The following is a 23,340-nucleotide window of genomic DNA, read 5'->3' on the forward strand; positions in this document are numbered from 1 at the left end:
ATGTACGATCGCATCCTCGTCCCGACCGACGGCTCGGTCGAGGGCGAACGCGCAGTCGAGTACGCCATCGACCTCGCGAGAGCACACGACGCGACGATCAGGGCGATCTACGTCGTAAACGCCGCGAGCTACGGGGGGCTGCCGATGGAGACCGCCTGGGACGGCATCAGCGACGCCCTCCGCGAGGAGGGCGAGGTCGCCGTCGAACGGGTCGAGGAGTTGGCGCCGGAGGACGTCACCGTCGAGACGAAGGTACTCGAGGGGTCGCCCAGCCGCGTCATCGTCTCGGAGGCCGCCGCCGTGAGTTGCGACCTCGTCGTGATGGGTACCCACGGCCGCGGCGGGATCGACCGCCTCCTGCTCGGCAGCGTCGCCGAGCGGGTCGTCCGCTCCGCGCCGGTGCCCGTGCTGACGGTGCGCGTCGGCGGCGACGAACCCGCGGTCACGGAGGACGTCCGCGCGGCCGCGCCGGGCGGGCGCGGGGAGCGGGACGTCCCCGTCGAGTGACCGGTCGGCCAGCGTCCGTCGCGTCGGCTCTCGCCGAGCGGTCGCTCAGGCCGGCCTGAGGTGCTCGCAGTCGCCCGCGGCGACGGTCACGCGCTCGTTTTCGTCGGTTTCGACCACCAGCGCGCCCGACTCGGTGACGTCGACGGCGGTCCCGACGACCGCCCCGTCGGCGCGTTCGACGCGCACCCGGCGGCCGAGGGTGGCCGCGAGGTCCCGCCACGCCGGGACGACGCCGTCGAGGTCCGCGCGCAGCCGGTGGAACTCCGCGAGCAGGCGCTGGACGAACCGCCGGCGGTCGACGTCGCCGGCCTCCGCGCGGACGCTCGTCGCCCCGTCCGGGAGGCCGTCGGGGTCGAGGTTCGCGTTGACGCCGACCCCGACGACGAGCCACTCGACGCGGTCGGTCTCGCCTTCCATCTCCGTCAGGATGCCCGCGAGTTTGCGATAGTCGCCGTCCTCGGGGACGATCACGTCGTTGGGCCACTTGATCCGGGCGTCGACGCCCGCCTCGCGCGCCGCGCGCGCCGTCGCGACGGCGGCCGCGAGCGTGTACAGCGGCGCGTCGGCCGGCGGGACCGCCGGCCGGCAGACGAGGCTGAGCCAGACGCCGCCGCTCGGTGCGGCCCACTCGCGGTCGAGGCGGCCGCGCCCCCCGGTCTGCTCGTCCGCGACGACGGCCACGTCCGCGGCGCCGTCGGCGGCCAGTTCCCGCGCGCGGTCGTTCGTGCTCCCGATCGACTCGTGGAACTCGACCGAGAACGGCGCGTCGAGACCGAACTCGATCGCCGGCGCGCTGTACGCCGTCGCGTCGACCAGTTCGTAGCCGTCGGCCCCGCTCTCGACCTCGAAGTCCGCCTCCCGGAGCGCCTCGACGTGCTTCCAGACGGCGGCCCGGGAGACGCCGAGGTCCGCGGCGAGCGCCGGCCCCGCGACCGGCCCGTCGGCGAGCGCCTCGAGGATCGCCCTGCGGGTGTCGTTCATGCGTTCGAGAGGGGGACGACGGCACTTGAATCGGCCGAAACGGGGCGGTCGGCGGCGGCTCAGTCGGTCGCGGTCCGTCCGGAGCCGTTCGGCCGCTCCGCCTCGCTCAGGTCGACGAACTCGCGCCCGCCGCAGCGACACTCGTTGCTGCGGCCGATCAGGCGAATCGACCCGTCGGAGAACTTCCGCGCCGCGTACGTCGCCCCGCAGCGTTCGCAGGCGGCCGCTGTCCGGTGAAAATCGTCCCTGTTTATCATGCGGTGTGTGCCCACGAGTCAGTCCGGCGGGGACGGGGATAAGGTGCGCGTCGGCGGCCGTATTCAGTCCCGTAGTTCGCGGAGTTTCTCGCGGCCGGGGGCGATCAGTTCGTCGAGGTAGCGCGCCAGCGTCGACTTCGCGTCCGCCGGGTGGAGGTCGCCGCTTTCGAGGTCCGCCGCCAGCGTCTCGAAGGCCCCGTAGGCGACGTCGCCGCCGTACTTCTCGGGGCGCTCGACGACGACCTCCTCGAAGCGGGGGAAGACGTGGTACTCGAACAGTTCGAGGACGGGGTTCTCGAGGTCGCCCTCGGGGTCGCGCGTCGGCGGGCAGAACGCGGAGTTGACCTTCTCTTCGAGGTCCTCGGTGGAGTCCTCCATCGAGATGGTGACGCCCGCGCTCGAGGACATCTTCCCCTCGCCGGTCGTGAGGTCGGCGACGATGGGCGTGTGCAGGCAGGGCCGGGCCTCGTACCCCAGCCCCGGAAGCTCCTCGCGGGCGAGCATGTGGACCTTCCGCTGGTCGAGTCCGCCGACGGCGAGGTCGAGGTCGAGGTACTCGATGTCCAGCGCCTGCATCAGCGGGTAGACGACGTGGCTGACCTTCGCGGTCTCGCCGCTCTGGAGTTCGGCCATCGCCCGCTGGGCCCGGTTGAGCGTCGTCGACAGTTCGAGTTCGTGGAGGTCGAGGGCGTACTCCTCCTCTAGCTGGTACGACGAGCCGTAGACGAACTCCGTCTTCTCCTCGTCGAGACCGTAGGCGAGAAACTGGGCTTGCATCCGCTCTGCGGTCTCGCGGATCTCCTCGAACGTCCCCTTCCCGTTGAGGTAGGCGTGGACGTCCGCCAGCAGGACGACGACCTCCATCCCCGCCTCCTGGAGGTCGATCAGCTTGTTCGCCGTCAGCAGGTGCCCGAGGTGGAGCACACCCGAGGGCTCGTAGCCGACGTAGACGCGCTTGCCCTCGGGGTCGGCGGCGAGTTCGCGCACCTCCGCCTCGGTGACGACCTCCTCGGCGTTTCGCGTGATCAACTCGTAGGCGTCCATGTGGGACGAAAGCCGGAGGAGGGATTTATGACTTCTTGAACGGCGCTACCGCACCGATCGCCCGCGGCCGCCCCGGTCAGCCGCCGCCGAACAGCCTGAGCGCGAGGCCGACGAGGATCACGAGCGCGCCGAGCGCCGTCGCCACCGGCGGGATCGGCACGAACAACAGCCCGATACCGACGAGGATCACGACCGTGGAGGTGCGGACCATGCGAATCAGGTCGGCGGCCTCGCGGGTAGGCGTGGTGCCGGCATTGCCAGCGCCCGCGTCAGTCGCAGTCGACCGCCCGCGAGGGCTCAAGCACGTCGAGCTTGCGCGCGGCGTAGCCGAAGACGTCGCGGTAGCCGTACGGCGACATGAGAACGGGGTAGAAGGGGTCGTCGGCGACCCGCTCCTCGCCGTCGGCGGCCGCGAACGTGTCGCCCGCCTCGACGCGCTCGAAGTTGTCGACGAACACCTCGTAAGTGTCCGCGCTGTCCTTCCGGATGCGGTCGGTCAGCCGGTAGACCGGCAGGTCGCGGACGACGGTGTCGCCGGGGAGGACGCCGACGGCTGTCAGGAACGCCCGGGTGAGCCGGTCGGCGTTCTCGGCGGCCGCGTCGGTCCCCTGGAGGCCACACTCGACCTCGACCGTCTCGATCTCGGTGAACAGCCGCCCCTCGGCGAACGCGCCCGTCTCGACCATCGCGGTCACCGGCAATCGCGGGACCAGTTCGCGGGCCGTCTCGGTGACCCCGTTGACGATCGCGAACGGCTCGGCGTGGCTCTGGGTCGAGTGCATCGAGAACGTCAGGCAGTCGCCGAGTTCCTCGGTCAGTTCGTGGGCCAGCCGCTTCTCGTGGCTCTTCGCGTCCGGGTCGCCGGGAAAGGCGCGGTTGAGGTCCTCGTCGACGAACCTGACCTGCCGTTCGAGGGCCGCCTCGTTGGCGACGACGAGCTTGACGGGTCGCTCGACGGCCGGCCGCTCCTCGAGCAGTCGCTCGACGGCGCGGACGCCGCAGGGCTCGTCGCCGTGAACGCCGGCGACGACCGCGACCTCCGGCGTCCCCGATCCCAGCTGTGCGACTCTCATCGACTATCCTAGGAATCGATCCCTCAAAGGCGGTTCGATCTTCGCTCCCCGCGACCGGCGAGCGACGCCCTCGCACGCCCGTCGGCGCTACTCCGTCGCCGGGACGACCGTCACCGACACCCGGCGTCCGCGGCCCGTCGCACTCGACCAGCAGGATCGACTGCCAGCGTCCCAGCGCGAGGTCGCCGTTCTCGACGGGGACCGTCACCGACGGCCCCAGCAGCGACGCCCGGAGGTGGGAGTCGGCGTTTTGCGGTTACACCGCAAAGCTCGTTGAGCTTCGCTCAACGCTGTTACCGTCGAGTTCGTCGTGGGCGTGGCCCTCGTCAGGGACGACGTCGGCGAGAAACGCCTCGACGTCCCCGCGGAGCCGCGGCTCGGTCTCCTGGACGAGGAGCCCGGCGGTGGTGTGGCGGACGAACGCCGTACAGAGCCCGGACGCGAGGTCGGCAGGCACCGCGTCGGCGACGCGGTCGGTCACGTCGACGGTCGTCAGCCGCGCGTCGGTCTCGACGGACAACTCCATACGCGGACTGCGACCGGACGAGGTAAAGCCTACGCCTCCTCTCGCTTCTCGGACCGACCGAGTTTCGAGAGCGCCCACGCCGCCCGCTCGCGGACGTCCGGGTCGGGGTCGTCGGCGGCCAGTTCTTCGAGGCGGTCGCGGGCCTCCTCGACCCGGCCGTGTCCCAGCGCGACGCAGACGTTGGCGCGGACCGGCGCGTGATCGTCGTCGAGGCGCGCTCGCAGCCGCTCGCGGGCCGGATCGACCGCGGACTCCGAGCCGGCGGCGACGCGGGCGACCGCGACCGCGGCGTTCGCCCGCGCCTTCTCGTCCGGGTCGTCGAGGGCGTCGGCGACGTCGGGGCAGGCCCCCTCGACGGCCGCCGGGTGGTGGGCGGCGACGTCCCCGAGACAGCCGAGCGCGTTGTTGCGCACGGCGGCGTCGGCGTGGTCGAGCAGCGCCGTCACCTCCGCGACGAACTCGACCGAGACCGTCGGGCTCGCCCGGGCCAGCCGACCCAGCGCGGACAGCCCCGGGGGGCCACAGACCGTCGGCGCGTCCGCGACGGCGTCGGCGAGGGCGGGTGCCGCCGGTTCGATCTCCTGGGGGTACTCGCGTGCGAGCCGCGAGAACGCGTCGACGCCCCACCGCCGCCCGTCGAGGGCCGCCTCGGCCGCGAGGGCGTCGGCGAGCGGATCGACGTGGTCGACCACCGCGTCCGGGCGCTCGCCCGCGACGGCGGCGAGACACCGGAACACGTGGGGCGTCGCGGGGTGGGGCGCGCGCTCGACGGCGAACGAGACGATGGCGTCGACCGAGGGGGCGACGTCCTCGGGCGACTCCTCGGCCAACTCCGCGAGGCAGTACGCGACGTCGCCGTGGCAGTCGACCGACGCGGAGCCGAGTAGCGCGCGTAACTTCGGGACGGTCGGAACGCACACCGCCGGACGCTCCTCGACCGTCGCCGCGACCCGCTCGACGGCCGCCCGCCGGACTTCCGGGTCGTCGTCGTCGAGTCGCGCGAGCACCGCCGGCAGGTCGAACGAGTCGAGCGGCGCCGCTCCGGGCCCGGAGTCGGACGTGGGCTCCGATCTCCGTCGGATCGTCGAACCGTCCCCCTTCCCAACCATTCACGCGGATAGCGAGGCGAGAGCCGGAAAAGCGTTCCGGCCGTTCGGTCCCGGCCGGTCAGGCCAGCCACTCCTCGGGCTTGGTGTCGTAGTCGACGTCGTCGGCCGCGAGGTGCTCGACGGCCTCCCACGGAACGTCCTCGACGGTCACCTCCTCGCCGTCGTAGCGCAGCAGTTTCCCGCGCTCTTCGGGTTCGGGCTCGCGGTTGCGCCGCTTGGCCACCTCGACGTCGTGTTCGTCGACCTCCTTGACGATCGTCAGCAGGTTCACCGGGCGGCCCCACAGTTCGAAGACGCGCTTCAGCGTCTCCCGTGCCTGCCCGAGGTCGAGCATGACCCCGTTGTACTGGTGGCCGAGCAGCAACTCGCCGGCGTTGTCGTAGTTGCCGTCGTAGACCGCGATCGTCGGCTTCCCGAAGTTGGTAAACTGCAACAGCAGTTTCTTCTTGACGTCCTCGGGGTCGGTGCTCGCGACGTGGAAGCCGCCGGTCGCCTTCGAGTACTCGTAGGTGAAGTAGTCGTTGGCGGTGATGAACTCCCGGGTGAGAAACTCGTCGAGGAACGTCACGTCGTTGTGGCTCTCCCGGACGTCGAACATCCGGTCCCAGCCGGCGGTGAAGTCGACGTGGTCGAGTGCCTCCTCGACCGACGCGTACCGGGCGTCGTCGAACAGGTAGCGGCCGATCCGTTCGAGTTCGTTCTGGGAGACACGCGAGAGGAAGCCGCGGTGCTGGGGCGTGACCAGCGAGTAGTGCCGGCGGGCCAGCCCCTCGTAGGAGAGTACCTTCCACGGGTACGCCTCGACGTCGACCTCGCCCTCGCGGGCGGCCTCCAGGGCCTCGCGGTCGACGTACTCCTCGGGCACCTCCTCCAGCGCGTCGAGGCTCTCGGGCCCGATGGACCGGATCGCCGCTGGCGGTTCGAGCGCCTCGCGGACCGCCTCGAAGTCGACGACGTCGTCGAGGTTGCGCCAGCTGATCCCCTCGACGCGCAGCAGGTGTTCGAGCACCTCCCGGCGGTTGGTCCGGTTCTCGACGTACTCCCACAGCTCCATCCCGAGGCTGTACGGGTTGAGCCCCGGCGAGGCGAGCACCTTCGCCATGTGGTCGGCGTAGTTGAGGAACTCGTCGGCGCCGGCGAACGCCTCGTCGCTCATCATCGTCGACTCCCAGTAGGCGGCCCACCCCTCGTTCATCACCTTCGTCATCTTCTGGGCGGCGAAGTAGTACGCCTCCGCGCGCATCATGTCGAGCACGTCGCGTTGCCACTCCGCCATCTCGACGGCCTTGCCGCTCTCCTCGTCGAACTGCTTGCCGTGCTCGCGGACGAACGCCAGCAGGTCCTTCTGGGGCTTCTCGGGGAAGTTCGTCGGGGCCTCCTCGGCCTCCAGAGCCTCGATCCACTCGTCGGTGAACACCTCGGCTCTCACCTCCTCGGAGAAGCCGAGTTCGTCGAGTTTCTCCGCGAGGTCCTCGTCGAGGTCGCGCTCGGGGCCGTCGACGTCGAGGCGACGCTCGAAGACCCGGTGCTGGTCGATGTTGTCCTCGAGGGTGAGCGCGTGGTCGACCCACTTCTCGACCTCCGCGCGGTCGACGTCGGGGTCGGCCATGTACTCGCCGATGGCGCGGGCGTGGCGTTCGAGCATCGCCGCGGCGTCGACGGCGTCGTCCTCGGCGCGTCCCTCGGTGAACAGACCGAACCACTCGTTGTTCGCGAAGAAGTCCGAGTGGGCCTCGACGTGGGTGATGACGGCCTTCTGGTCGGCCACCGTGTTCGACTCCTGCAGGAACGCGTGGGCGGGGTTGTCGTTGTTGACGATCTCGAAGGCCTTCCCGCCGCCGTACTGGCCCTGCTTTTGCTGCTTGTCGTACTGCATCCCCCACCGCCAGTGGGGGTACCGGTTCTGGAACCCGCCGTAGGCGATGAGTTCGTTCATCTCGTCGTAGTCGACGATCCAGTAGTTGACGGGGTACGGTTCGAGGCCCAGTTTCTCCGCGAGGTTGCGCGCCTCGACGACCGGCTCTTCGAGGTCGGTCGCGATCGCCTGCTTGCGGAAGCGGTCGGTTTCACTCATCGGTCTCACCCTCCGTGCTGAGGATCTCGTAGATCGCGTCGGTCACGTCCGCCTCGCCGTTGACGTACGCCACCGCGACGTCGCCGGTCTCGCCGAAGTGCCGCTCCAGTTCCTCGGCGTGGGTGGCGTTGATCGCGTTGCCGCTGGGCTGGGTCTCGACGTAGGCGTGGAGGTTCGCGTCGATCTCCTCCATCAGCGGGACGACCCGCTGTTCGGTGTCGTTCGACGAGTTCTCGGAGTCGCCCGCGGCGAAGACGTACCGGTTCCAGTCGCTCCACGGGTACTCCTCGAGCAACTCGGCGGCGAGTTCGTACGCGCTGGAGATGCGGGTGCCGCCGCCAGAGCGAATCCCGAAGAACTCCTCGCGGGAGACCTGCCAGGCGTCGGCGTCGTGGGCGATGTAGAGGAACTCCGCGTTGTCGTACTTGCCCGTGAGATACCAGTCCAGCGGCGTGAACGTCCGCTCGACGAGTTCGCGCTTCTTCTCGCGCATCGACCCCGAGACGTCGCGGATGTTGACGACGACGACGTTCTTCTCTTTCTCCTCGACGATCTCCGGGTAGCGGTAGCGTTCGTCCTCCCGGCGGAAGGGGACGTGTCTGATCCCCTCGCGGCGGATCTTCTGCTGGACCGACTGGCGCTCGACGTTCTCCTCGACCTCCTCGATGGAGTCCCACACGCCCCGCTCGTCGGCGACTTCCTCGTGGGCCTCCTCGATCCAGGCCATCGACACCGGCAGGTTCTCGCCGCGGGCCCACTCGTAGACCTCGCGGGGGGAGATGCCGTCGACCTTGCAGACCTCGCGGAGGAACTCCTCGTCGAAGTCCATCGCGAGCTTTCGCTTGAGCCCCTCCTTGAACATCCGCTCGAAGTCGAGCGTGCTGTCCGGGCCGGAGCGCGTGAGGTCCGTGAACGGCCCCTCCTTCTCCTCGATCACCTTCTTGCCCTTCGGATCGAGGTCGAGGCCGAGTTCCTCGTCGAGTTCCTGGGCGAACTCCTCGGGGTCCATCTCGTAGTACTCGTGCTCGCCACCCTCCTCGCCGGGGTCTCCCTCCTCGTCGCCGTCGCCGGGCTGTGGCTGGGGCTGGCCGACCGGCTGGCCCACGTCGGGCGTGTCGCCGTCGCCCTGACCGACGCCGCCCTTGTCGCGCTGGTCGTAGGCGAACTCCGGCAGGGAGACGATCTTGACGGGGATCTTGATCTCGCCGGGGCGGCTCCGCCCGAGGTCGCCGTACTGGATGAAGTCCGCGAGGTCCTCGCGGCGTTCCTCCCCGACCTCGCGGAACCGCTCGACGTCGTCTCTCAGTCCCATCTGTAGCTCACCTGTCCCATGACATGCCTGCTGGTCAACTCCGCCGAGGCCGCCGAGTAGCCGTACTCCTCGACCATGCGCTCGGTGGTCGCCTCCTTGACCGCCTCGGTCTCGGTGCCGCTTGGCGGGTCGTCCCACTGGCGCGGGTCGAAGTCCTCGAAGGTCCGCCGGACGTCGTCCCAGTCGTGGCTCTCGAGGACCGTCTTGATGACGGGGATCGAGGTGAGGTCGACGTCCTCGACGGAGAAGTCCGCGTCGCGTTGCTCCCACGCGTGGCGGTTCAGCGCCGTGATCACCTTCTCCCGGCGGAACGTCCGGACGCTCTCGCGGGGGCGGTTCCCCTCGTAGGCCCCGTTCGAGAACCGCCCGAGGTGTTCGACCTCGAACAACTTCATCTTCAGCGGGTCGGGTTCGATCTCCTCGCCGCGGTCGTTGTACAGCGCCTCGTCGGTCTCCCAGGCGTAGACGTGTTCGACGTACTCGGCGACGGTCTCCTCGTCGACGCGCTTGTCGTGCATGATCGCCTCGATGACGTCGGCCTCCTGACGGTCGAAGACGTAGTTTTTCACCGGGACGACCCGGTTCTCGAACTCGGTGCGCTCGCCCGTCGAGAACACCGGCGCCTCCGAGAGCCCCTGGACCATCTCGTTGAGCACGTCCCGCGGCATGACGACGTCCTCGACTGGCAGTTCGGGGTGGTGGCGATCGGCGTCGGCCTGCAGGAGGTCCGCCAGCCCGTCGCGGGTGTAGGTGACGGGGATGCCGTGCTCGCCGTCGTGGCCGTCGTCGTCGAAGTCGAACTCGTCTTTCTCCCGGCGGGTGTCGCCCTCCTGGAGGTAGCCGCGGTCGTAGATCAGCGCCTTGTCGACGAGGTCCAGCCCGGCCGGGAGGTCCTCCTCGTCGAGTCGCGTCGCGACGGCGTACATCGCCGCCGCTTCGAGCGCGTGGGGCGCGAACTCCCGCTCGCGGGCCCGACCCTCGCCGTCTTTGACCGTCACCGTCACCGCCTCGCGGATTCGTTCTTCGAGGTCGTCGTACTCCTCCGCCTCCCAGACCTCGGTCTCGTCGGTCAGCTCCCGGCGGATCAGCTCGGTTTCGAGGCTGAGGTTGGTGAGGTAGCCGAACTCGTGTTTATCGAGGCGGCGCTTGAGCGCCTTCAGCGGGTCCATCCCGTTGCGGTCGGCGTGCTGGTTGAGCTGGGCCTCGAGGTCGGGGTTCGAGATGATCATCATCTGCGTGTCGAGGTCCATCCCGATGCCCTTGTCCAGTTTGACGGACTGCTCGTCGGGAACGTTCAGCAGCTTCTGCAGCAGGTCGGCGTGCTGGGCGGCGTCCTCGACGATGGTGAGCACGCCGTTGCCCTGCGAGAGGACGCCGTCGTAGCTGAACGCCTGCGGGTTCTTCCGGCCGCGGGAGTCGAGTTCCTGGAGCATCCCGTGCATCCACGAGCCGACGAGTCGCTCCTTGGGGCTGCCGTCGTCCTCGGAGTGGAGGACGCCGACGCCCTGTCCCACGTCGACGACGTAGTTTTTCACCCGGAGGTGGTTCCCGTCGGTGATCGCCGAGAACAGCCCCGACTTGCCCTGCCGGCGGTACCGTTCTTCGAGGTACTCGTACGCCTCCCGCGAGAACGGGTCGAGCCGCGAGTTGACCCGGATCGGGACGTGGTCGTCGAGTTCGGCGTTTAACTCCGCGAGCAGTTCCTCGCGGATCTCCTCGGGGAACACCGAGAGGGGGTGGACCTGGACGGGGCTCTCGTACCAGTGTTCGTCGTCGGCGGCGGTCGGGTCGCCGCCGTAGCTCAGCCCGCGGGTGTCGGCGTCGGCCGTGTTGACGTTCCACTCGACGGTGTAGCGCCGGCCGGCGGGGGTCTTCGAGTACTCCCGGAGGCCGTTGACCAGACAGCGCTTGAGTTCGGACTTGCCGGTCGCGGTCGGCCCCTCGAACCAGACGATCTTCTCGTCTTTCCCCCGGCCCGCGGCGATCGACCGCAGGTCGTCGACGAAGCCGTTGAGCACCTCGGTGTTGCCGAGGATGGCGTGTTCGCCGTCGTTGTGCGGGTCGTCGAAGAAGCGGTAGCGCTGTTTCTCCTCGCCCTCCTCGACGACCGTCCGCGTGCCCGCGGCCTCGATCGCCTCCAGCAGGTACTTCGAGGCGTGGGAGGCCACGGTGGGGTTCTCGAAGATCCGGTCGACGTACGCCGACAGCGACATCGGCTCCTCGTAGGTCTCCTCCAGCGCGCGGTCGGCGTCGCGGACGTACTCGTCTCCTCTGGTCATGCTAGTCCTCGATTTCGGCCTTGGCGACCTCCGCGCCGGCGAACTCGAGGACCTCCTTGGCGCCGTCCTCGGAGTACCCCTGCTCTATCAGCGCGTCGATCCACGAGGAGCGTTCGTCGTCGTCGAACTCGTTGGCGCTCACGAGGGCGGAGAAGTTGATGTTGTGCTTCTTGTCCTCCCAGAGCTTGCGCTCCAGGGCGCGGCGGAGGCGCTCGTTGTCCTGCGGGTTGAACGCCTCGCCCTCGCGGGCCCGGCGGGAGACCCAGTTCGAGACCTCCTGACGGAAGTCGTTCTTGCGGTCCTCGGGCACCGAGAGCTTCTCCTCGACCGACCGCAGGAACGTCTCGTCGGGCTCCTGTTCGCGGCCCGTGAGTTCGTCCTCGATGGTGTCGTCGTCGATGTAGGCCATCACGTGGTCCATGTACTTCTCGCCCTGACGCTGGATCTCGTCGATGTCGTAGGCCAGCGCGTGGCGGACGTCCTCGATGGCCCGCTCGCGGTACTCCTCGCGGACGACCTCGAGGTAGCGGTAGTAGGTCTCGAAGTTCTCCTCGGGGATCGAGCCGTGGTGTTCGAGGTTCTCCTCGAAGAAGTTGAACACCGTAAGCGGCGAGAGGAAGCCGCGTCCGCGGTGTTTCGAGTCCATGATCGCCTCGGCGATCTCGTCGCCGATGAACCGGGGCGAGACGCCGACCATGCCCTCGCCGATCTCGGCTTTCGCGGCGGCCTCCTCGCGGAGCTTCTTCACGTCGACGTCGTCGCCCTCGTCGATCTCGCCGTTGTACGCCTTCGCCTTCGAGAGCAGGTCGACCGTCTCGTTGTCGGGGTCCTCGATCCGCGTGAGCACGCCGAACAGCCCCGCCATCTCCAGGGTGTGGGGCTCGACGTTGATGTCGGGGACGTCGGCGTTGTTCAGCATCTTCTGGTAGATCTGGGCCTCCTGCTCGTAGGAGAGGACGTACGGGAAGTCGATCCGCTTGGTGCGGTCGTTGAACGCCTCCATCTTCTCGTCGCCTTTCTTGTCCTTGTACTCGGGCATGTTCGTCCGCCCGACGATCACCTGGTCGATGTCGATCCGCGGGTTGTTCTTCGGCTTGATCGTCATCTCCTGGGTGGCGTGCAGGAAGTCGTAGAGGAACTCCCGCTGGAGTTTCAGGAGCTCCTCGCCGGAGAAGACCCCGCGGTTTGCGTTACAGAACGCTCCCGAGTAGTCGAACGCCCGCGGATCGGACTCGCCGTAGATGGCGATCTTCGAGTAGTTGACGTCGCCCGTCAACTCGGTTTCGTCCTGATTCTTCTTGTCCTTGGGCTCGAACGTCTCCAGACACTGGCGCTTGTTCTCGTCGGCGACCAGCCGAACGATCTCGACGTGGTTTTCGAGGACCTGCTGGAGGTCGTCTTCGTAGTACGCCAGCAGCTTGTCCATGTAGAACTCGCTTTCGGGATCGAGGCTCTGCTCGTTCTGGATCGTGTATGGTGCATCGAGGCGCTCGTTGAGGTCGTCGATCACCGACTGGCGCTGCTCCAGCGGCAAGAGCACGAGCGGGTCCTGGTTCATCGGCGAACGGACGGTGTCGTCGGCGGGGTCCTGATCCTTGACGACGTCACAGAGGTTCGTCCACCGGAAGGTGTACATCCGACCCTCCTCGCGCAGCGTGTAGTCCTCGAAGTACCGACGGACCTGCCGGTCGAAGTGGGACTTCCCGGAGCCGACCGGCCCGAGCAGGAGTTTGATCCGGCGTTCGGGCCCCAGTCGCCTCGCGCCCGACTTCACCTTGTTGACGAACTCGTGGATCGACTGGTGGATGACGGTGCCGTAGAAGGTGTTCTCGCCGTCGCCCAGCGGGTCCTCGCTCGCGAGCCGGTACTCGACGACGCCCTCCGTCTCGTCGTAGGTCGTCCCGTAGTAGTCGAACATGTCCGCGACGCGCTGGTGGGCGTTGCGGGCGATCTTCGGGTCCTCGTAGGCCTCTTCGAGGTACCAGTCGAACCCTCTGGTCTCCCGCAGGTCCGCGGGCATCGACTCCTTGTAATCGGTACTGAGCTTTTCGAGCGTCTCGATGTCACCGGTCATGCTATCATTGCCTGTGGTCTCTCCCGTTTCCGTCCGTGGCAGCACGCGCCCGGCGGCCGGCGCCTCGGGTGCGTCGACGTCTCGTCGGAACCCGTCCGGCACGGCGGGCCGTACCCTCTCGAGTCGGGACTCCCCGGAGGGCGAGAGCGCGCGGGCGGCGTGGCGTGCCAGTTGTGAACCTGTACCACTCGCGACGTCGCGACGACCGGGTCGGCGGCGTTGCAACGACCTCGCGCCGGGGACGGGCGCGGAGTGGATCGGTCCGTCGAACGGATACCGATAGTGTTTAATGAGTGCGTAATCCAACTACTTAAACTTGGTCCCAAAAGATATTTACCAGAAGCTAATTTCAGCCGGAAACTGACGGTATCGTATATCGTCACACCGTACCACACCGGTTTCACGGCCGTCTCGCACATAAACGGCCGGCCGGCGAGAGCCGGGGGTCGCCGGCGCGCACCCGACGCCGGTGGTGATTTACGCGCGCCGACCCAAGCCGCGGCCATGACGGAGTTTGCGGACCGGAGCCTCCCCGACGGCTGGGTCGTCTGGAGCGACGAGGACGACGGCCGGGCCGTGCTGGCGTACCACCCCGAGGTGTTCGACGCCGACGCGTTCCCGCCGGCGTGTCTCCCCACGCTCTACCTCACTCACGGCCGGCGCAGCCGCCGGCCCGGCGTCAACCCGAACGACCGCCGCGTCGACCGCGACTGGCACGTCACCCTCTACCTCGAACCCGACGTCTACCTCCGCGGGGAGTTTCGCTTCCCCACGCGCGAGGCGGCCGTGGAGTGTGCCGTCGACCTCGCCCGCCGGTTCGACGGCGGCGAGATCGACTACCGCGCCCTCTACCAGATCCCGCGCGAGGAGTACTTCGACGCGCTCGACGACCTCACCGGCCGGGACGAGTAGCGCGGACGTGAGTCTTAACCCCGCGCGGGGAGAATTCGTTACCATGTCCACCGTCACCCTCATCGGAACCCGCCTCGCGGAGCCGGGAACCGAGTTCGTCTACGAGGGCGAGGCCGACGCCTGCGCGGGCTGTCCCTACCGCAGCCAGTGTCTCAACCTCTCGGTCGGCACGCGCTACGAGGTCACCGACGTCCGCGAGAACGCCCAGACCCTCGAGTGCGCGATGCACGACGGCGGCGTCCGCGCCGTCGAGGTCGAACCCGCCGCCGTGCGTGCGAACGTCCCGTCGAAGGGGACCTTCGGCGGGAGCAAGGCGAGCCTCAAGGGCCCCTGCCCGTACGTCGAGTGCCCGAGCCACGAGTACTGCGAACCCGACGGCGTCTCCTTCGACGAGGAGTATCGCATTCAGGAAATCCTCGGCGACCCGCCCCACGAGGTCTGTCACCTCGACCGTTCGCTCCGGCTGGTCGAACTCGAACCCGGGGAGTGACCCCGGCGCGCCGCTTCTGCTCTCTCCGGCCGCCACACCCGACGCCCATCTCGACGCCAACGAGTAGTCGGGCGCCGTCCCTCGGACGTCTAGTCGGCCAGCGCCTCCTCCTCGAGCCAGCTGTCGGCCCAGCACTCGATCTCGTCGAAGACGGGTTCGAGGGACTCGCCTTTCGGGGTGAGGCTGTAGTAGGTGGCGATGGGGGCGTCCTCCTCGATGCGGCGGTCGACGAACCCCGTCTCGCCGAGGTCGTCGAGCACGCGCGAGAGCGTCCGGGCGTTCGCCCCCGTCGCGCGTTTGAGTTCGTTGAACCGGAGTTCGCCGTCCTGCAGTTCGTGCAACACCGCGAGACGCCACCGGGACCCGATCTGTTCGAGCGACGCGATGACGGGACACGCGCCGTCGTCCTCGCGGACCGTCGTTCCGGACGATTTCGAAGCCATCTCCGTTCCCGGCGGCTACGGCCCGGTCCGGTATAGGCGGTTCGGTTTCGAACCAGATGACGCGACGTTAGTCGCCCCCGCGGCCGCACGTGATCCGGGGGCGACACGTTATTAGGCCCGAGTCGAATGGTAGCCCGTGACATCCGATACGACGCGACGGGGCGTACTCGCCGCCGCGCTCGCCGCGGGGGTCGGTGGGCTGTCGCTGTCCTCCGCGCGCGGGCTGGTCGAGGCGTTCGCCCCGCTCTCGGGCGACGCGTGGGACGCCACCGACCGTACGCTCTCGGGGTCGGTCCCGAGTCCCCACGGCGAGGCGACCGTCCGGACCGACGACGACGGCGTGCCGTACGTCCGGGCGGACGACGAGGCGGCGGCGTACTTCGCCGTCGGCTACTGCCACGGCTTCGACCGGCCGTTCCAGCTCGACCTGCAGCGGCGGGTCATGCGGGGGCGACTCTCCGAGATCGTCGGCGAGGCGACGCTCGATAGCGACGAGTTCCACGTCCGGATGGACTTCGCGGCCGCGGCGGAGGCGACCTGGGAGGGCATCGCGGACACGCCCGCCGGTCCCCTCGTCGAGGCCTACGCCGACGGCGTGAACGCCGCGCTCGAACGCGAACGGCTCCCCCTCGAGTTCGAACTCCTCGAGTACGAGCCCCGGCCGTGGACGCCCGTCGACTCGATGCTGATGGAGAAACAGATCTCCTGGAGCCTCACGGGCGACTTCGGCGAACTCCGCCGGGCGCTGGTCGCCGACCGCCTCGGCGCGGACGCCGCCGCGGAACTGTACCCCGACCGGATGGGCCACGACGTCCCGATCCTCCGCGGGGGCGACGGCGAGACCGGCGAGGTCGGCGGCGTCGCGGGGCGGGTCGACGCGCGCGGCGACGCGGCCATAGTCGAGTGGCTCTCGGCGTTCGAGTCGCCGACCGGCGTCGGCTCGAACAGCTGGGTCGTCTCGGGCGAGCACACCGAGAGCGGGCGACCGATCGTCGCGAACGATCCACACCTCTCGCTGTCGGCGCCGCCGGTCTGGTACGAGCAGGCCGTCGAGACCCCCGAGACTTCGGTCCGGGGCGTGACGTTCCCCGGGGTGCCGTTCGTCGTCATCGGCGCGAACGACCGCGGCGCGTGGGGGTTCACCAACGTCGGCGCGGACGTACTCGACTGCTACGAGTACGAGATCGACGACGAGGGCGGGCGCTACCGCTACCGCGGCGAGTGGCGCGATTTCGAGACCGACGAGCGCGAGATTCCCGTCGCCGGCGGCGAGGACCGGACCGTCGAGGTCCGCAGGACCGTCCACGGGCCGACCCTCGAACGCGAGGGCCGGACCGTCGGCGTCGCCTGGACGGGGCTCGCGGCGACGCGGACGACCGACGCGATCCGGTCGATCTGCCGGAGCGAGGGGGTCGACGACGTCCTCGACGCGGTCGAGCGGTTCGACCTGCCGACCCAGAACCTCGTCTACGCGGACGCCGACGGGCGGACGCTGTACTACGTGACCGGCCAGTTGCCGATCCGCCGGGTCGACGGCGAGCCCGTTTCGGGGAACCGGATCTTCGACGGGTCGGCCGGCGAGGGCGAGTGGGAGGGGTTCGAGCCCTACGGCGACCCCTCCTGGGAGGGGTTCGTCCCCTTCGAGGAGAAGCCCCACGCGATCGACCCCGGCTACGTGGCGACGGCGAACCAGCGGGTCGTCGACGACCCCGCCCACTACGTCGGCGTCTCGTACGCGACGCCCTACCGCGGCGCGCGGATCTACGACCACCTCGACGAGCGCGCCGCTGCGGGCGAGCCGACCGACCCCGCGTTCCACCGCGACCTCCAGCGGGACGTCCGCGACGGCCGGGCCGCCGAACTCGTCCCCGACCTGCTCGCGGCCGTCGACGGCCGGGACGTCCCCGAAGCGGTCGCGGACGCGGCGGCCGCCCTCGACGGCTGGGAGTACCGGATGGAGCGAGACTCCCGCGGCGCGCTCGTCTTCGCGCGCTGGCTCGCCGCGTTCCGCCGCGTCACCTTCGAACCTGCCTTCGGGGAGGCCGACCTCGACGCGTCGTACTACCCGAACGACTGGGTGCTCGCGCGGCTCCCGGACGACCACCGCTTCTTCGAGACCACGCGCGCGGACGCGATGGTCGAGGCGCTGGCGGCGGCGGCAGACGAGATCGACGCCGAAGGCTGGGAGGTCTACGGCGACTGGAACTCGACGCGGGCGATCGAGCACCCGTTCGGCTCCGAGGCGCCGTTCCTCGACTACCCCGATCTGCCCGCGGACGGCTCGGCGGCGACCGTGAACAACTACCGCGTCGAATCGGCGGTCGGCAGTAGCTGGCGGATGGTCGTCGAACCCGGCGGCGAGGCGTCGGCCATCCTCCCCGGCGGCAACTCAGGGGACTACTTTTCACCCCACTACGACGATCAGCTCCGCCGGTGGGTCGACGCCGAGTTCAAACCGATGCGATTCGAGACCGACGGCGAGGTCGCGGTCGCCTTCGAGGAGGGGTCGTCGTGAGCGCGGCCGACGCGGCCGACGCCCGGGACGCCCCCGCGGGAACGCTCGAACGCGTCCGGACGGAGCCACGGACCCACGCGGCGGCGGTGCTCGCCGCCGTCGTCGTCGGGCTGGCCGCGGCGTGGCTCCACTGGCTCGGGCTGGTCGTCGGCGGCGCGCTCGTCGGGCTGACCGCCGCCAGCCTCCCGCGGGCGCTCGCCGGCGGCGTCGGCTTCGGTCTGCTCGCGCTGGCCGCGTTCGCCGTCTCGCTCGGGGGCGACGCGTTCGCGGTCGTCGAGATGGCGCCCGCGGTCTACGTCACCGTCGCCGCGGGCCTCGGGTTACCGCTGCTCGGCTCGCTGGTCAGGGGCGTGGTCTGAGCCGGCCCGTTCCGTCGACGCGGTCACGGGACCGACGCCGGCGGGCGGAGTCGGCCGTCGAGGTAGGCCGCGCCGTCGGCCGCGATCCGGTACTTGCCGCGCTCGACCCGCTCGACCAGCCCGCCGCCTTCGAGTTTCGCCAGCCGGCGGTTCACCTCCGCGCGGCTCCGGCCGAGGTTGAGCGCGACGACCGCGGGCGTGAGCACGAGGTCGCTCCCGCGGAGGAGGTCGAGTATCTCGTCGTCCATCGGCGTCATCCACTCGGCCGACCGCCTCGCTCGCGCCGTCCCCGCGAGCGGCTCCGCCGACGGATCGCCCCGGAGGTCGGCCGTGGCGGGAACGTAGATGCCGGCGACGACGAGGACGGCCCCGGCGCCGTGCAGCCAGTGGACCAGCTCGGGGACCGTCACGGCGGCGACGGACCCGCCGACGACGAACAGGAGCAGTCCCGCGAGCGTCGTCGCGAGGTACCGGTCGGCGCCGCGCTCGCGGAGGACGGCGGCCGCGGCGAGCGCCGCGAGCGCGCCGAGCGCGAGGTTGTACCCCGTCGCGGGCCCGAGGTCGACCCCGACCGTGGAGACGGCGTCGAGCACGCTCACCTCCCGGGCGCGGCCCGGCGGAACCGTTCCCGGGCCGCCAGCGCGAGCACGAACGCGGCCAGTCCCGTGTACGTCGCGCTCTCGAGGCCCTCGACGAGCGGCGAGCCGGCCCCCTCGACGAGCAGTAGCGCGTGGGCGGCGGTCAGGAACGCCATCGACCCGGCGAGCAGGGCGACGCCGGCGGCGAACGGCGCGTTCCGGCGGCGGGTCCACCACAGCCACGAGAGCACGCCCGCTGCGGTTCCGGCCACGAGCGCGAACGGGACGCTCGCGAGGTGAAGCGTCGAATCGACCATGCCGGACCTCCCCTCGGGACCGAGTTAACGTCTCGACCGGTGAGTGCAGGGTGGCCGCGACCGGCCGCCGCGGGGCGGGAGGCCGGCGGGGTCGGCGCCCGCGACCGTCGCAACGATCTGTTACCGGGACGAAACGGGCGGTAGACGCGTCCGTGTCGCCCCGGCGCGTTCGGTCCGCAAACCGGCTCGTTCTCCCGCGAACGCGACCTCACTAGTCGTCCGCGGATCGATCCCAGCGCATAACGAAGGGCGGGTCGCCCGTCGTGCCCGACGCATGGCGCTGACTCAGATCACCCACCTGAGCGAGGACGAAGAGATGCAGGAGTGTATCGACAACTGCTTCGAGGCGGCCCAGGCCTGCGAGTGGTGCGCCGACGAGTGCCTCGACGAGGGCGAGGAGATGGCCCGCTGTATCCGGCTCTGCCGGGACGTCGCCGACCTGACGACGATGCACGCCCGGTTTATGGCGCGCAACTCGGGCTACCACGCGGACCTCGCCGAGACCTGCGCCGACGCCTGCGAGGCGTGCGCCGAGGAGTGTGCGCAGTTCGACCACGAGCACTGTCAGGTGTGTGCGGACGTCGTCCAGCGGTGCGCCGAGTCCTGCCGGTCGATGGCGTCGGCCTGACCGGCCGGCGAAGGCGACGCCGACCGCACGTTCGGGGCCGCGAGCCGTCCCGGATCGCCGTTTCACGTACTTATTTTGGGGGCGACCGCGTCGGCCGGCACATGGAGTACACGACGCTCGGCGACACCGGGATGGAGGTCAGCCGCATCTGTCTCGGCTGCATGAGCTTCGGGTCGAGCGACTGGCGCGAGTGGGTCCTCGACGAGGAGGAGGGTCGCGAGATCGTAGAGCGCGCGATCGACCTCGGGATCAACTTCTTCGACACCGCCAACATGTACTCGCTGGGCGAGTCCGAGCGCGTGCTGGGGCGGGCGCTGGAGGGCCACCGCGAGGAGTCGGTCGTCGCCACGAAGGTCTACTTCCCGATGCGCGAGGACGACCCGAACTCGGGTGGCCTCTCGCGGAAGACGATCGAGCAGGAACTCGACGCCAGCCTCGACCGACTGGGGATGGAGACGGTCGACCTCTACCAGATCCACCGCTGGGACTACGAGACGCCGATCGAGACGACGCTCTCGGCGCTCGACGACGCCGTCCGTCGCGGCAAGGTGCGGTACGTCGGCGCCTCCTCGATGTGGGCCCACCAGTTCGCCGAGGCGCTGCACGCGAGCGATCGGCTGGGACTCGAACGATTTCGAACGATGCAGAACCACTACAACCTCGTCTACCGCGAGGAGGAACGCGAGATGCTGCCCCTCTGTGCGACGGAGGGGATCGGCGTGCTCCCGTGGTCGCCGCTGGCCCGCGGCTACCTCACGCGCCCCCACGAGGAGGTCGACGCGACGACGCGCGGGGCAGCCGAGGAGCGCCTGTACGAACACCCCTACCGCGAGGGCGGCGGCCCCGAGATCAACGAGCGCGTCGCCGAACTCGCCGACGAGTACGACGCGACGATGGCCCAGATCGCGCTTGCGTGGCTGTTGCACCAGGAGCACGTCGACGCCCCCATCGTCGGCACCACGAGCGTCGAGCACCTAGAGGAAGCCGTCGCGGCCCTCGACATCTCGCTGTCGCGGTCGGACCGCGAGTACCTGGAGGAGCCCTACGAACCGGTCCGCGTCTCCGGCCACGAGTAGCCGGCGCGGTCAGTCCGCCGCCGGGCCGACGTCCCACCCCTCGCGCTCGTAGACCATCTCCCAGAAGCGGTACCGAGGCGGGCGCTCGTCAGGAACGCCTCCTCGTCGAGGGTTCCCGCGGCGAGTTCGGTGACGAACGGGTGGGACTTCCGTGCCTCCCGGAGGTCGGCGCCGGCTTCGAGGAGCGTGTCGTTGAACACCATGCGTCGTCCGAACGTGGGCGCTCCACCGATATATAACTCGTTGGTACCACGGGGTTGTATCGGGTACGACGCGGCGGGGTCGACGGTGCAGTGTCGTGGGACCGGTCCGCATCGACCCGCGCGAGGCCCGACGGGCGTCGCGCTCAGGAGAGTCTGGCCGCGACGTCGGCCTCGGTGATGATGCCGACGGTTTCGCCGGCCTCGGTGATCATCACGGCCTTGTAGTGGTCGAGCAGGTTGCTGATCTCGTCGAGGGTGGCGTCCTTCGAGACGGTCGGGAAGCTCTCGGACATGTGTTCCTCGACGGGTTCGTCCCGGGCCTCCGCGTCGAGGTGGACGAGGTCGCCCTGACTGATCGAGCCGACGGGAATGCCGTCCTGGATGACCGCCAACTGGGAGTAGGCCTCCTCGTCCATCCGCCGGGCGGCCTCGCCGACCGAGTCGTCGGGGGCGACGCTGACGACTTCCTCGTTCATCAGGTCCGCGGCGCGGATGACGTCGCTTTCGGCCTCTTCGAGGGCGGTGACGATCCGGCGCAGCGTCGACAGCCGCGGGTCGACGTCGCCGCCCTCGATGCGCGCGATCAACGGCTGGGAGACGTCCGCGCGGTCGGCGAGGTCGCTCTGAGTCAGCCCGAGTTCCGTTCGCCGCTGGCGGAGGTCCGTGGGCGTGGGTAGCTCCATGCGCTACAATAACTAGGGGTTATAGAAAACCGTTTGGGGTGGTCCCCCCTCACCCCAGCGCCACCGCGGCACCCGTTACTCGTCCTCGGGAACCTCGAAGACCTCGACGACCGAGAGCGGGACGTCCCGGAGGGCGCCGCCGACTTCGCTCTTGGCGATTCTGGAGGCGTGTTCCTCTCCCTCGGCGTTGAACACCTCCATCTCCAGTGCCAGCCCGACGAGCGCGGTGTCGGCGGCGACAAAGGCCGAGTCGAACGGCTCGCCGCAGGCGGGACAGCCCGTCGCGCCGACTTCGACCTCGACGTACTCCATGTTCGCGGCGTTGAGTCGCTTCCCGGCTTCGCTGACGGCGACGCCGATGGCGTCGTCGACCGCTTCGACGTCACGAACGAGCCACGCGGCTTCCATCGCGACGAGATAGTTGCCCATACGCGTGGCTCGTGCCCGAGGGTTTCCTGCTTTGCGGTTCGCCGGCGCGGACGCGGGCCGCGCCGGCCGCGCACGTGAATCGGATAATGGCCGTAACTTACGGGAATCCCGTCAGTCGATTCCGTCCATCGTCGGCGTAGTTCGGCCCGAATCCGACCGCAGTTGTCCCCTCCACAACCGCAGTTGAATCGATAGACGGCGCGGCGGCGATAGGTAATGTACGACCATTATGATTTTCGCGGTTCAAGAAAGCTTATATGTACCCTCGCTCTGAGCCCCGGCTGAAGGTCGATGAAATCCCGCGTGCACCGCGCGACGCTGTTCGCACTGTACCAGACCTGCATCGCGGTCGGCATCCTCGTGATGCCGGTCGCCATCGCCGCCAGCCAGGCCGGGTTCACCCTCCCCGTCCACCGCCTCCTCGAGCGCGTGGGCGACGCCTACGAGGAGGCCCAGGCCCGGAGCGGAGCCCAGCATCCGTGAACTGATCGAGTCGTCTTCCTCCGTCGATCCACACCGCCAGCCCCGGCTGAACGACGAGCGGCCGCGCTCTCGTGGCTTCGGTAGCGGAAACCCCGGCGGTGAACGCCGATGTTTTATACCGTCCCGGCCGTAACGGTACGTCAATGCGTACGCCTACCCGCGACTCCGAGTTCTCTCGCACGGTCGACCAGTTGGCCGACGACAGGAGCCCCTACGACCCGGAACTCGGCTCCCTGCCCTCGAACGACCTCTCGCGTGCCGACCTCGACAGCGTGAACAAGACCGGGACGACGACCATCGGCATCTCGACCGCCGACGGCGTCGTCATCGCGACGGACATGCGCGCCAGCCTCGGCGGCCGGTTCGTCTCGAACAAGAACGTCCAGAAGGTCGAACAGATCCACCCGACCGCCGCGCTGACGATGGTCGGCAGCGTCGGCGGCGCCCAGTCGTTCATCTCCAGTCTCCGCGCCGAGGTCAACCTCTTCGAGGCCCGCCGCGGCGAGGACATGAGCATCGACGCGCTGGCGACGCTCGCGGGCAACTTCGCCCGCGGCGGCCCGTTCTTCGCCATCCACCCCATCCTCGGCGGCGTCGACGAGGAGGGCAGCCACGTCTACAGCATCGACCCCGCCGGCGGCGTCATGGAGGACGACTATCAGGTCACCGGCTCCGGGATGCAACTCGCCTACGGCCACCTCGAACAGGCCTACGAGGACGACCTCTCGAACGAGGAGGCGATGACCATCGCCGCCCGCGGCATCAAGTCCGCCGCCGAGCGCGACACCGGCTCCGGCAACGGCGTCTTCCTCTGTGAGATCACCGCGGAGGGCGTCGACATCCACGGTCACAGCGACTTCGAGGAAGTCATCTAGGCGCACCCTCCGTTCTTCGCCGCCCTCCGTCGCCCTCACCGTCGAGCCCCGCGGCCGGCCGCGACCGCCAAAATTGACAGCATCACAACAGTTATGCCGCAGGTTGTGGGCCG

24 protein-coding genes and 2 pseudogenes are annotated in these 23,340 nt (G+C 69.4%); 9 read left to right on the forward strand and 17 right to left on the reverse strand.

Annotated features, from left to right (window positions below; all coding sequences use genetic code 11):
* Window positions 1-507, forward strand: a complete 507-nt coding sequence (locus NKG98_RS03610; RefSeq protein WP_254769418.1) for a universal stress protein — start codon at window positions 1-3, stop codon at window positions 505-507.
* Window positions 508-552: 45 nt separating this feature from the next.
* Here the strand turns inward: NKG98_RS03610 and NKG98_RS03615 are convergent, their stop codons facing one another.
* The 11 genes and pseudogenes from NKG98_RS03615 to NKG98_RS03665 form a co-directional block, all read right to left on the reverse strand.
* Window positions 553-1,488, reverse strand: a complete 936-nt coding sequence (locus NKG98_RS03615) for a biotin--[acetyl-CoA-carboxylase] ligase (protein WP_254768307.1) — start codon at window positions 1,486-1,488, stop codon at window positions 553-555.
* Window positions 1,489-1,547: 59 nt separating this feature from the next.
* Complete coding sequence (locus tag NKG98_RS03620; RefSeq protein ID WP_254768308.1) at window positions 1,548-1,745, reverse strand: hypothetical protein; 198 nt, start codon at window positions 1,743-1,745, stop codon at window positions 1,548-1,550.
* 63 nt (window positions 1,746-1,808) lie between these two features.
* Complete coding sequence (locus tag NKG98_RS03625) at window positions 1,809-2,789, reverse strand: tyrosine--tRNA ligase (protein ID WP_254768309.1); 981 nt, start codon at window positions 2,787-2,789, stop codon at window positions 1,809-1,811.
* 76 nt (window positions 2,790-2,865) lie between these two features.
* Entirely contained in the window at window positions 2,866-3,000 is a 135-nt protein-coding gene (locus tag NKG98_RS03630; RefSeq protein WP_254768310.1) for a transporter, read from the reverse strand.
* 58 nt (window positions 3,001-3,058) lie between these two features.
* Window positions 3,059-3,862 carry a M14 family metallopeptidase gene (locus NKG98_RS03635; protein ID WP_254768311.1) on the reverse strand — a complete coding sequence of 268 codons (804 nt, stop codon included), beginning with the start codon at window positions 3,860-3,862 and terminating at the stop codon, window positions 3,059-3,061.
* A gap of 115 nt (window positions 3,863-3,977) precedes the next feature.
* Window positions 3,978-4,388, reverse strand: a pseudogene (locus tag NKG98_RS03640) (secondary thiamine-phosphate synthase enzyme YjbQ); the annotation flags it as partial.
* A 29-nt stretch (window positions 4,389-4,417) separates the two neighbouring features.
* Entirely contained in the window at window positions 4,418-5,497 is a 1,080-nt protein-coding gene (locus NKG98_RS03645; RefSeq protein ID WP_254768312.1) for a HEAT repeat domain-containing protein, read from the reverse strand.
* 58 nt (window positions 5,498-5,555) lie between these two features.
* Window positions 5,556-7,571: a SpoVR family protein gene (locus NKG98_RS03650; RefSeq protein ID WP_254768313.1), complete on the reverse strand. Its 2,016-nt coding sequence runs from the start codon at window positions 7,569-7,571 to the stop codon at window positions 5,556-5,558.
* Window positions 7,564-8,883, reverse strand: a complete 1,320-nt coding sequence (locus NKG98_RS03655) for a YeaH/YhbH family protein (protein WP_254768314.1) — start codon at window positions 8,881-8,883, stop codon at window positions 7,564-7,566. Before NKG98_RS03655 ends, NKG98_RS03650 begins: the two co-directional genes overlap by 8 nt.
* Entirely contained in the window at window positions 8,874-11,162 is a 2,289-nt protein-coding gene (locus NKG98_RS03660; protein ID WP_254768315.1) for a PrkA family serine protein kinase, read from the reverse strand. The genes NKG98_RS03655 and NKG98_RS03660 overlap by 10 nt, the downstream gene beginning before the upstream one ends.
* A gap of 1 nt (window position 11,163) precedes the next feature.
* The gene (locus NKG98_RS03665; protein WP_254768316.1) at window positions 11,164-13,236 is read right to left on the reverse strand and encodes a PrkA family serine protein kinase; all 2,073 of its coding nucleotides are present in this window, start codon (window positions 13,234-13,236) and stop codon (window positions 11,164-11,166) included.
* Window positions 13,237-13,740: 504 nt separating this feature from the next.
* Here NKG98_RS03665 and NKG98_RS03670 point away from each other — a divergent pair.
* Together NKG98_RS03670 and NKG98_RS03675 are read left to right on the forward strand one after the other, a co-directional pair.
* A complete protein-coding gene (locus NKG98_RS03670) occupies window positions 13,741-14,148 on the forward strand; it encodes a DUF5820 family protein (protein WP_254768317.1) in 408 nt (135 codons plus the stop codon).
* 43 nt (window positions 14,149-14,191) lie between these two features.
* Complete coding sequence (locus NKG98_RS03675; RefSeq protein WP_254768318.1) at window positions 14,192-14,638, forward strand: UPF0179 family protein; 447 nt, start codon at window positions 14,192-14,194, stop codon at window positions 14,636-14,638.
* Between the two features lie 89 nt (window positions 14,639-14,727).
* Here the strand turns inward: NKG98_RS03675 and NKG98_RS03680 are convergent, their stop codons facing one another.
* A complete protein-coding gene (locus NKG98_RS03680; protein ID WP_254768319.1) occupies window positions 14,728-15,081 on the reverse strand; it encodes a winged helix-turn-helix transcriptional regulator in 354 nt (117 codons plus the stop codon).
* 136 nt (window positions 15,082-15,217) lie between these two features.
* Here NKG98_RS03680 and NKG98_RS03685 point away from each other — a divergent pair, with 136 nt between their 5' ends.
* Together NKG98_RS03685 and NKG98_RS03690 are read left to right on the forward strand one after the other, a co-directional pair.
* The gene (locus NKG98_RS03685) at window positions 15,218-17,596 is read left to right on the forward strand and encodes a penicillin acylase family protein (protein WP_254768320.1); all 2,379 of its coding nucleotides are present in this window, start codon (window positions 15,218-15,220) and stop codon (window positions 17,594-17,596) included.
* Window positions 17,593-17,955, forward strand: coding sequence for a hypothetical protein (locus NKG98_RS03690; RefSeq protein WP_254768321.1), 363 nt, complete (start codon window positions 17,593-17,595; stop codon window positions 17,953-17,955). Before NKG98_RS03685 ends, NKG98_RS03690 begins: the two co-directional genes overlap by 4 nt.
* Window positions 17,956-17,978: 23 nt before the next feature.
* Here the strand turns inward: NKG98_RS03690 and NKG98_RS03695 are convergent, their stop codons facing one another.
* A complete protein-coding gene (locus NKG98_RS03695) occupies window positions 17,979-18,548 on the reverse strand; it encodes a helix-turn-helix domain-containing protein (protein WP_254768322.1) in 570 nt (189 codons plus the stop codon).
* A 2-nt stretch (window positions 18,549-18,550) separates the two neighbouring features.
* Entirely contained in the window at window positions 18,551-18,850 is a 300-nt protein-coding gene (locus NKG98_RS03700; RefSeq protein ID WP_254768323.1) for a hypothetical protein, read from the reverse strand.
* Between the two features lie 274 nt (window positions 18,851-19,124).
* On the opposite strand from NKG98_RS03700, the gene NKG98_RS03705 reads away from it, so the two are divergent.
* Both NKG98_RS03705 and NKG98_RS03710 read left to right on the forward strand, forming a co-directional pair.
* Window positions 19,125-19,478, forward strand: coding sequence for a four-helix bundle copper-binding protein (locus tag NKG98_RS03705; RefSeq protein WP_254768324.1), 354 nt, complete (start codon window positions 19,125-19,127; stop codon window positions 19,476-19,478).
* Window positions 19,479-19,579: 101 nt separating this feature from the next.
* On the forward strand, window positions 19,580-20,554 hold the full coding sequence (locus NKG98_RS03710; protein WP_254768325.1) for an aldo/keto reductase: 975 nt from the start codon (window positions 19,580-19,582) through the stop codon (window positions 20,552-20,554).
* A gap of 92 nt (window positions 20,555-20,646) precedes the next feature.
* Here NKG98_RS03710 and NKG98_RS03715 read toward each other — a convergent pair.
* The 3 genes and pseudogenes from NKG98_RS03715 to NKG98_RS03725 form a co-directional block, all read right to left on the reverse strand.
* Window positions 20,647-20,757, reverse strand: a pseudogene (locus NKG98_RS03715) (thiaminase II); the annotation flags it as partial.
* Window positions 20,758-20,900: 143 nt separating this feature from the next.
* Complete coding sequence (locus NKG98_RS03720) at window positions 20,901-21,440, reverse strand: CBS domain-containing protein (protein WP_254768326.1); 540 nt, start codon at window positions 21,438-21,440, stop codon at window positions 20,901-20,903.
* A 75-nt stretch (window positions 21,441-21,515) separates the two neighbouring features.
* Complete coding sequence (locus NKG98_RS03725) at window positions 21,516-21,869, reverse strand: DUF555 domain-containing protein (RefSeq protein WP_254768327.1); 354 nt, start codon at window positions 21,867-21,869, stop codon at window positions 21,516-21,518.
* Between the two features lie 291 nt (window positions 21,870-22,160).
* On the opposite strand from NKG98_RS03725, the gene NKG98_RS03730 reads away from it, so the two are divergent.
* Complete coding sequence (locus NKG98_RS03730; RefSeq protein ID WP_254768328.1) at window positions 22,161-22,352, forward strand: hypothetical protein; 192 nt, start codon at window positions 22,161-22,163, stop codon at window positions 22,350-22,352.
* 143 nt (window positions 22,353-22,495) lie between these two features.
* Window positions 22,496-23,227 carry an archaeal proteasome endopeptidase complex subunit beta gene (gene psmB, locus NKG98_RS03735; protein ID WP_254768329.1) on the forward strand — a complete coding sequence of 244 codons (732 nt, stop codon included), beginning with the start codon at window positions 22,496-22,498 and terminating at the stop codon, window positions 23,225-23,227.
* Window positions 23,228-23,340 lie beyond the last annotated feature (113 nt).

Source organism: Salinilacihabitans rarus (genome assembly GCF_024296665.1).
Classification (GTDB): Archaea; Halobacteriota; Halobacteria; order Halobacteriales; family Natrialbaceae; genus Salinilacihabitans; species Salinilacihabitans rarus.

Bases quoted from the DNA above. Each gene is read 5' to 3' on its own strand.
- NKG98_RS03675 (WP_254768318.1), top strand. From the start codon at position 14,192: ATGTCCACCGTCACCCTCATCGGAACCCGCCTCGCGGAGCCGGGAACC.
- NKG98_RS03615 (WP_254768307.1), bottom strand. From the start codon at position 1,488: ATGAACGACACCCGCAGGGCGATCCTCGAGGCGCTCGCCGACGGGCCG.
- NKG98_RS03670 (WP_254768317.1), top strand. From the start codon at position 13,741: ATGACGGAGTTTGCGGACCGGAGCCTCCCCGACGGCTGGGTCGTCTGG.
- NKG98_RS03700 (WP_254768323.1), bottom strand. From the start codon at position 18,850: ATGGTCGATTCGACGCTTCACCTCGCGAGCGTCCCGTTCGCGCTCGTG.
- NKG98_RS03655 (WP_254768314.1), bottom strand. From the start codon at position 8,883: ATGGGACTGAGAGACGACGTCGAGCGGTTCCGCGAGGTCGGGGAGGAA.
- NKG98_RS03645 (WP_254768312.1), bottom strand. From the start codon at position 5,497: ATGGTTGGGAAGGGGGACGGTTCGACGATCCGACGGAGATCGGAGCCC.
- NKG98_RS03725 (WP_254768327.1), bottom strand. From the start codon at position 21,869: ATGGGCAACTATCTCGTCGCGATGGAAGCCGCGTGGCTCGTTCGTGAC.
- NKG98_RS03710 (WP_254768325.1), top strand. From the start codon at position 19,580: ATGGAGTACACGACGCTCGGCGACACCGGGATGGAGGTCAGCCGCATC.
- NKG98_RS03720 (WP_254768326.1), bottom strand. From the start codon at position 21,440: ATGGAGCTACCCACGCCCACGGACCTCCGCCAGCGGCGAACGGAACTC.
- NKG98_RS03730 (WP_254768328.1), top strand. From the start codon at position 22,161: ATGAAATCCCGCGTGCACCGCGCGACGCTGTTCGCACTGTACCAGACC.
- NKG98_RS03650 (WP_254768313.1), bottom strand. From the start codon at position 7,571: ATGAGTGAAACCGACCGCTTCCGCAAGCAGGCGATCGCGACCGACCTC.
- NKG98_RS03680 (WP_254768319.1), bottom strand. From the start codon at position 15,081: ATGGCTTCGAAATCGTCCGGAACGACGGTCCGCGAGGACGACGGCGCG.
- NKG98_RS03630 (WP_254768310.1), bottom strand. From the start codon at position 3,000: ATGGTCCGCACCTCCACGGTCGTGATCCTCGTCGGTATCGGGCTGTTG.
- NKG98_RS03660 (WP_254768315.1), bottom strand. From the start codon at position 11,162: ATGACCAGAGGAGACGAGTACGTCCGCGACGCCGACCGCGCGCTGGAG.
- NKG98_RS03705 (WP_254768324.1), top strand. From the start codon at position 19,125: ATGGCGCTGACTCAGATCACCCACCTGAGCGAGGACGAAGAGATGCAG.
- psmB (WP_254768329.1), top strand. From the start codon at position 22,496: ATGCGTACGCCTACCCGCGACTCCGAGTTCTCTCGCACGGTCGACCAG.
- NKG98_RS03620 (WP_254768308.1), bottom strand. From the start codon at position 1,745: ATGATAAACAGGGACGATTTTCACCGGACAGCGGCCGCCTGCGAACGC.
- NKG98_RS03665 (WP_254768316.1), bottom strand. From the start codon at position 13,236: ATGACCGGTGACATCGAGACGCTCGAAAAGCTCAGTACCGATTACAAG.
- NKG98_RS03610 (WP_254769418.1), top strand. From the start codon at position 1: ATGTACGATCGCATCCTCGTCCCGACCGACGGCTCGGTCGAGGGCGAA.
- NKG98_RS03635 (WP_254768311.1), bottom strand. From the start codon at position 3,862: ATGAGAGTCGCACAGCTGGGATCGGGGACGCCGGAGGTCGCGGTCGTC.
- NKG98_RS03625 (WP_254768309.1), bottom strand. From the start codon at position 2,789: ATGGACGCCTACGAGTTGATCACGCGAAACGCCGAGGAGGTCGTCACC.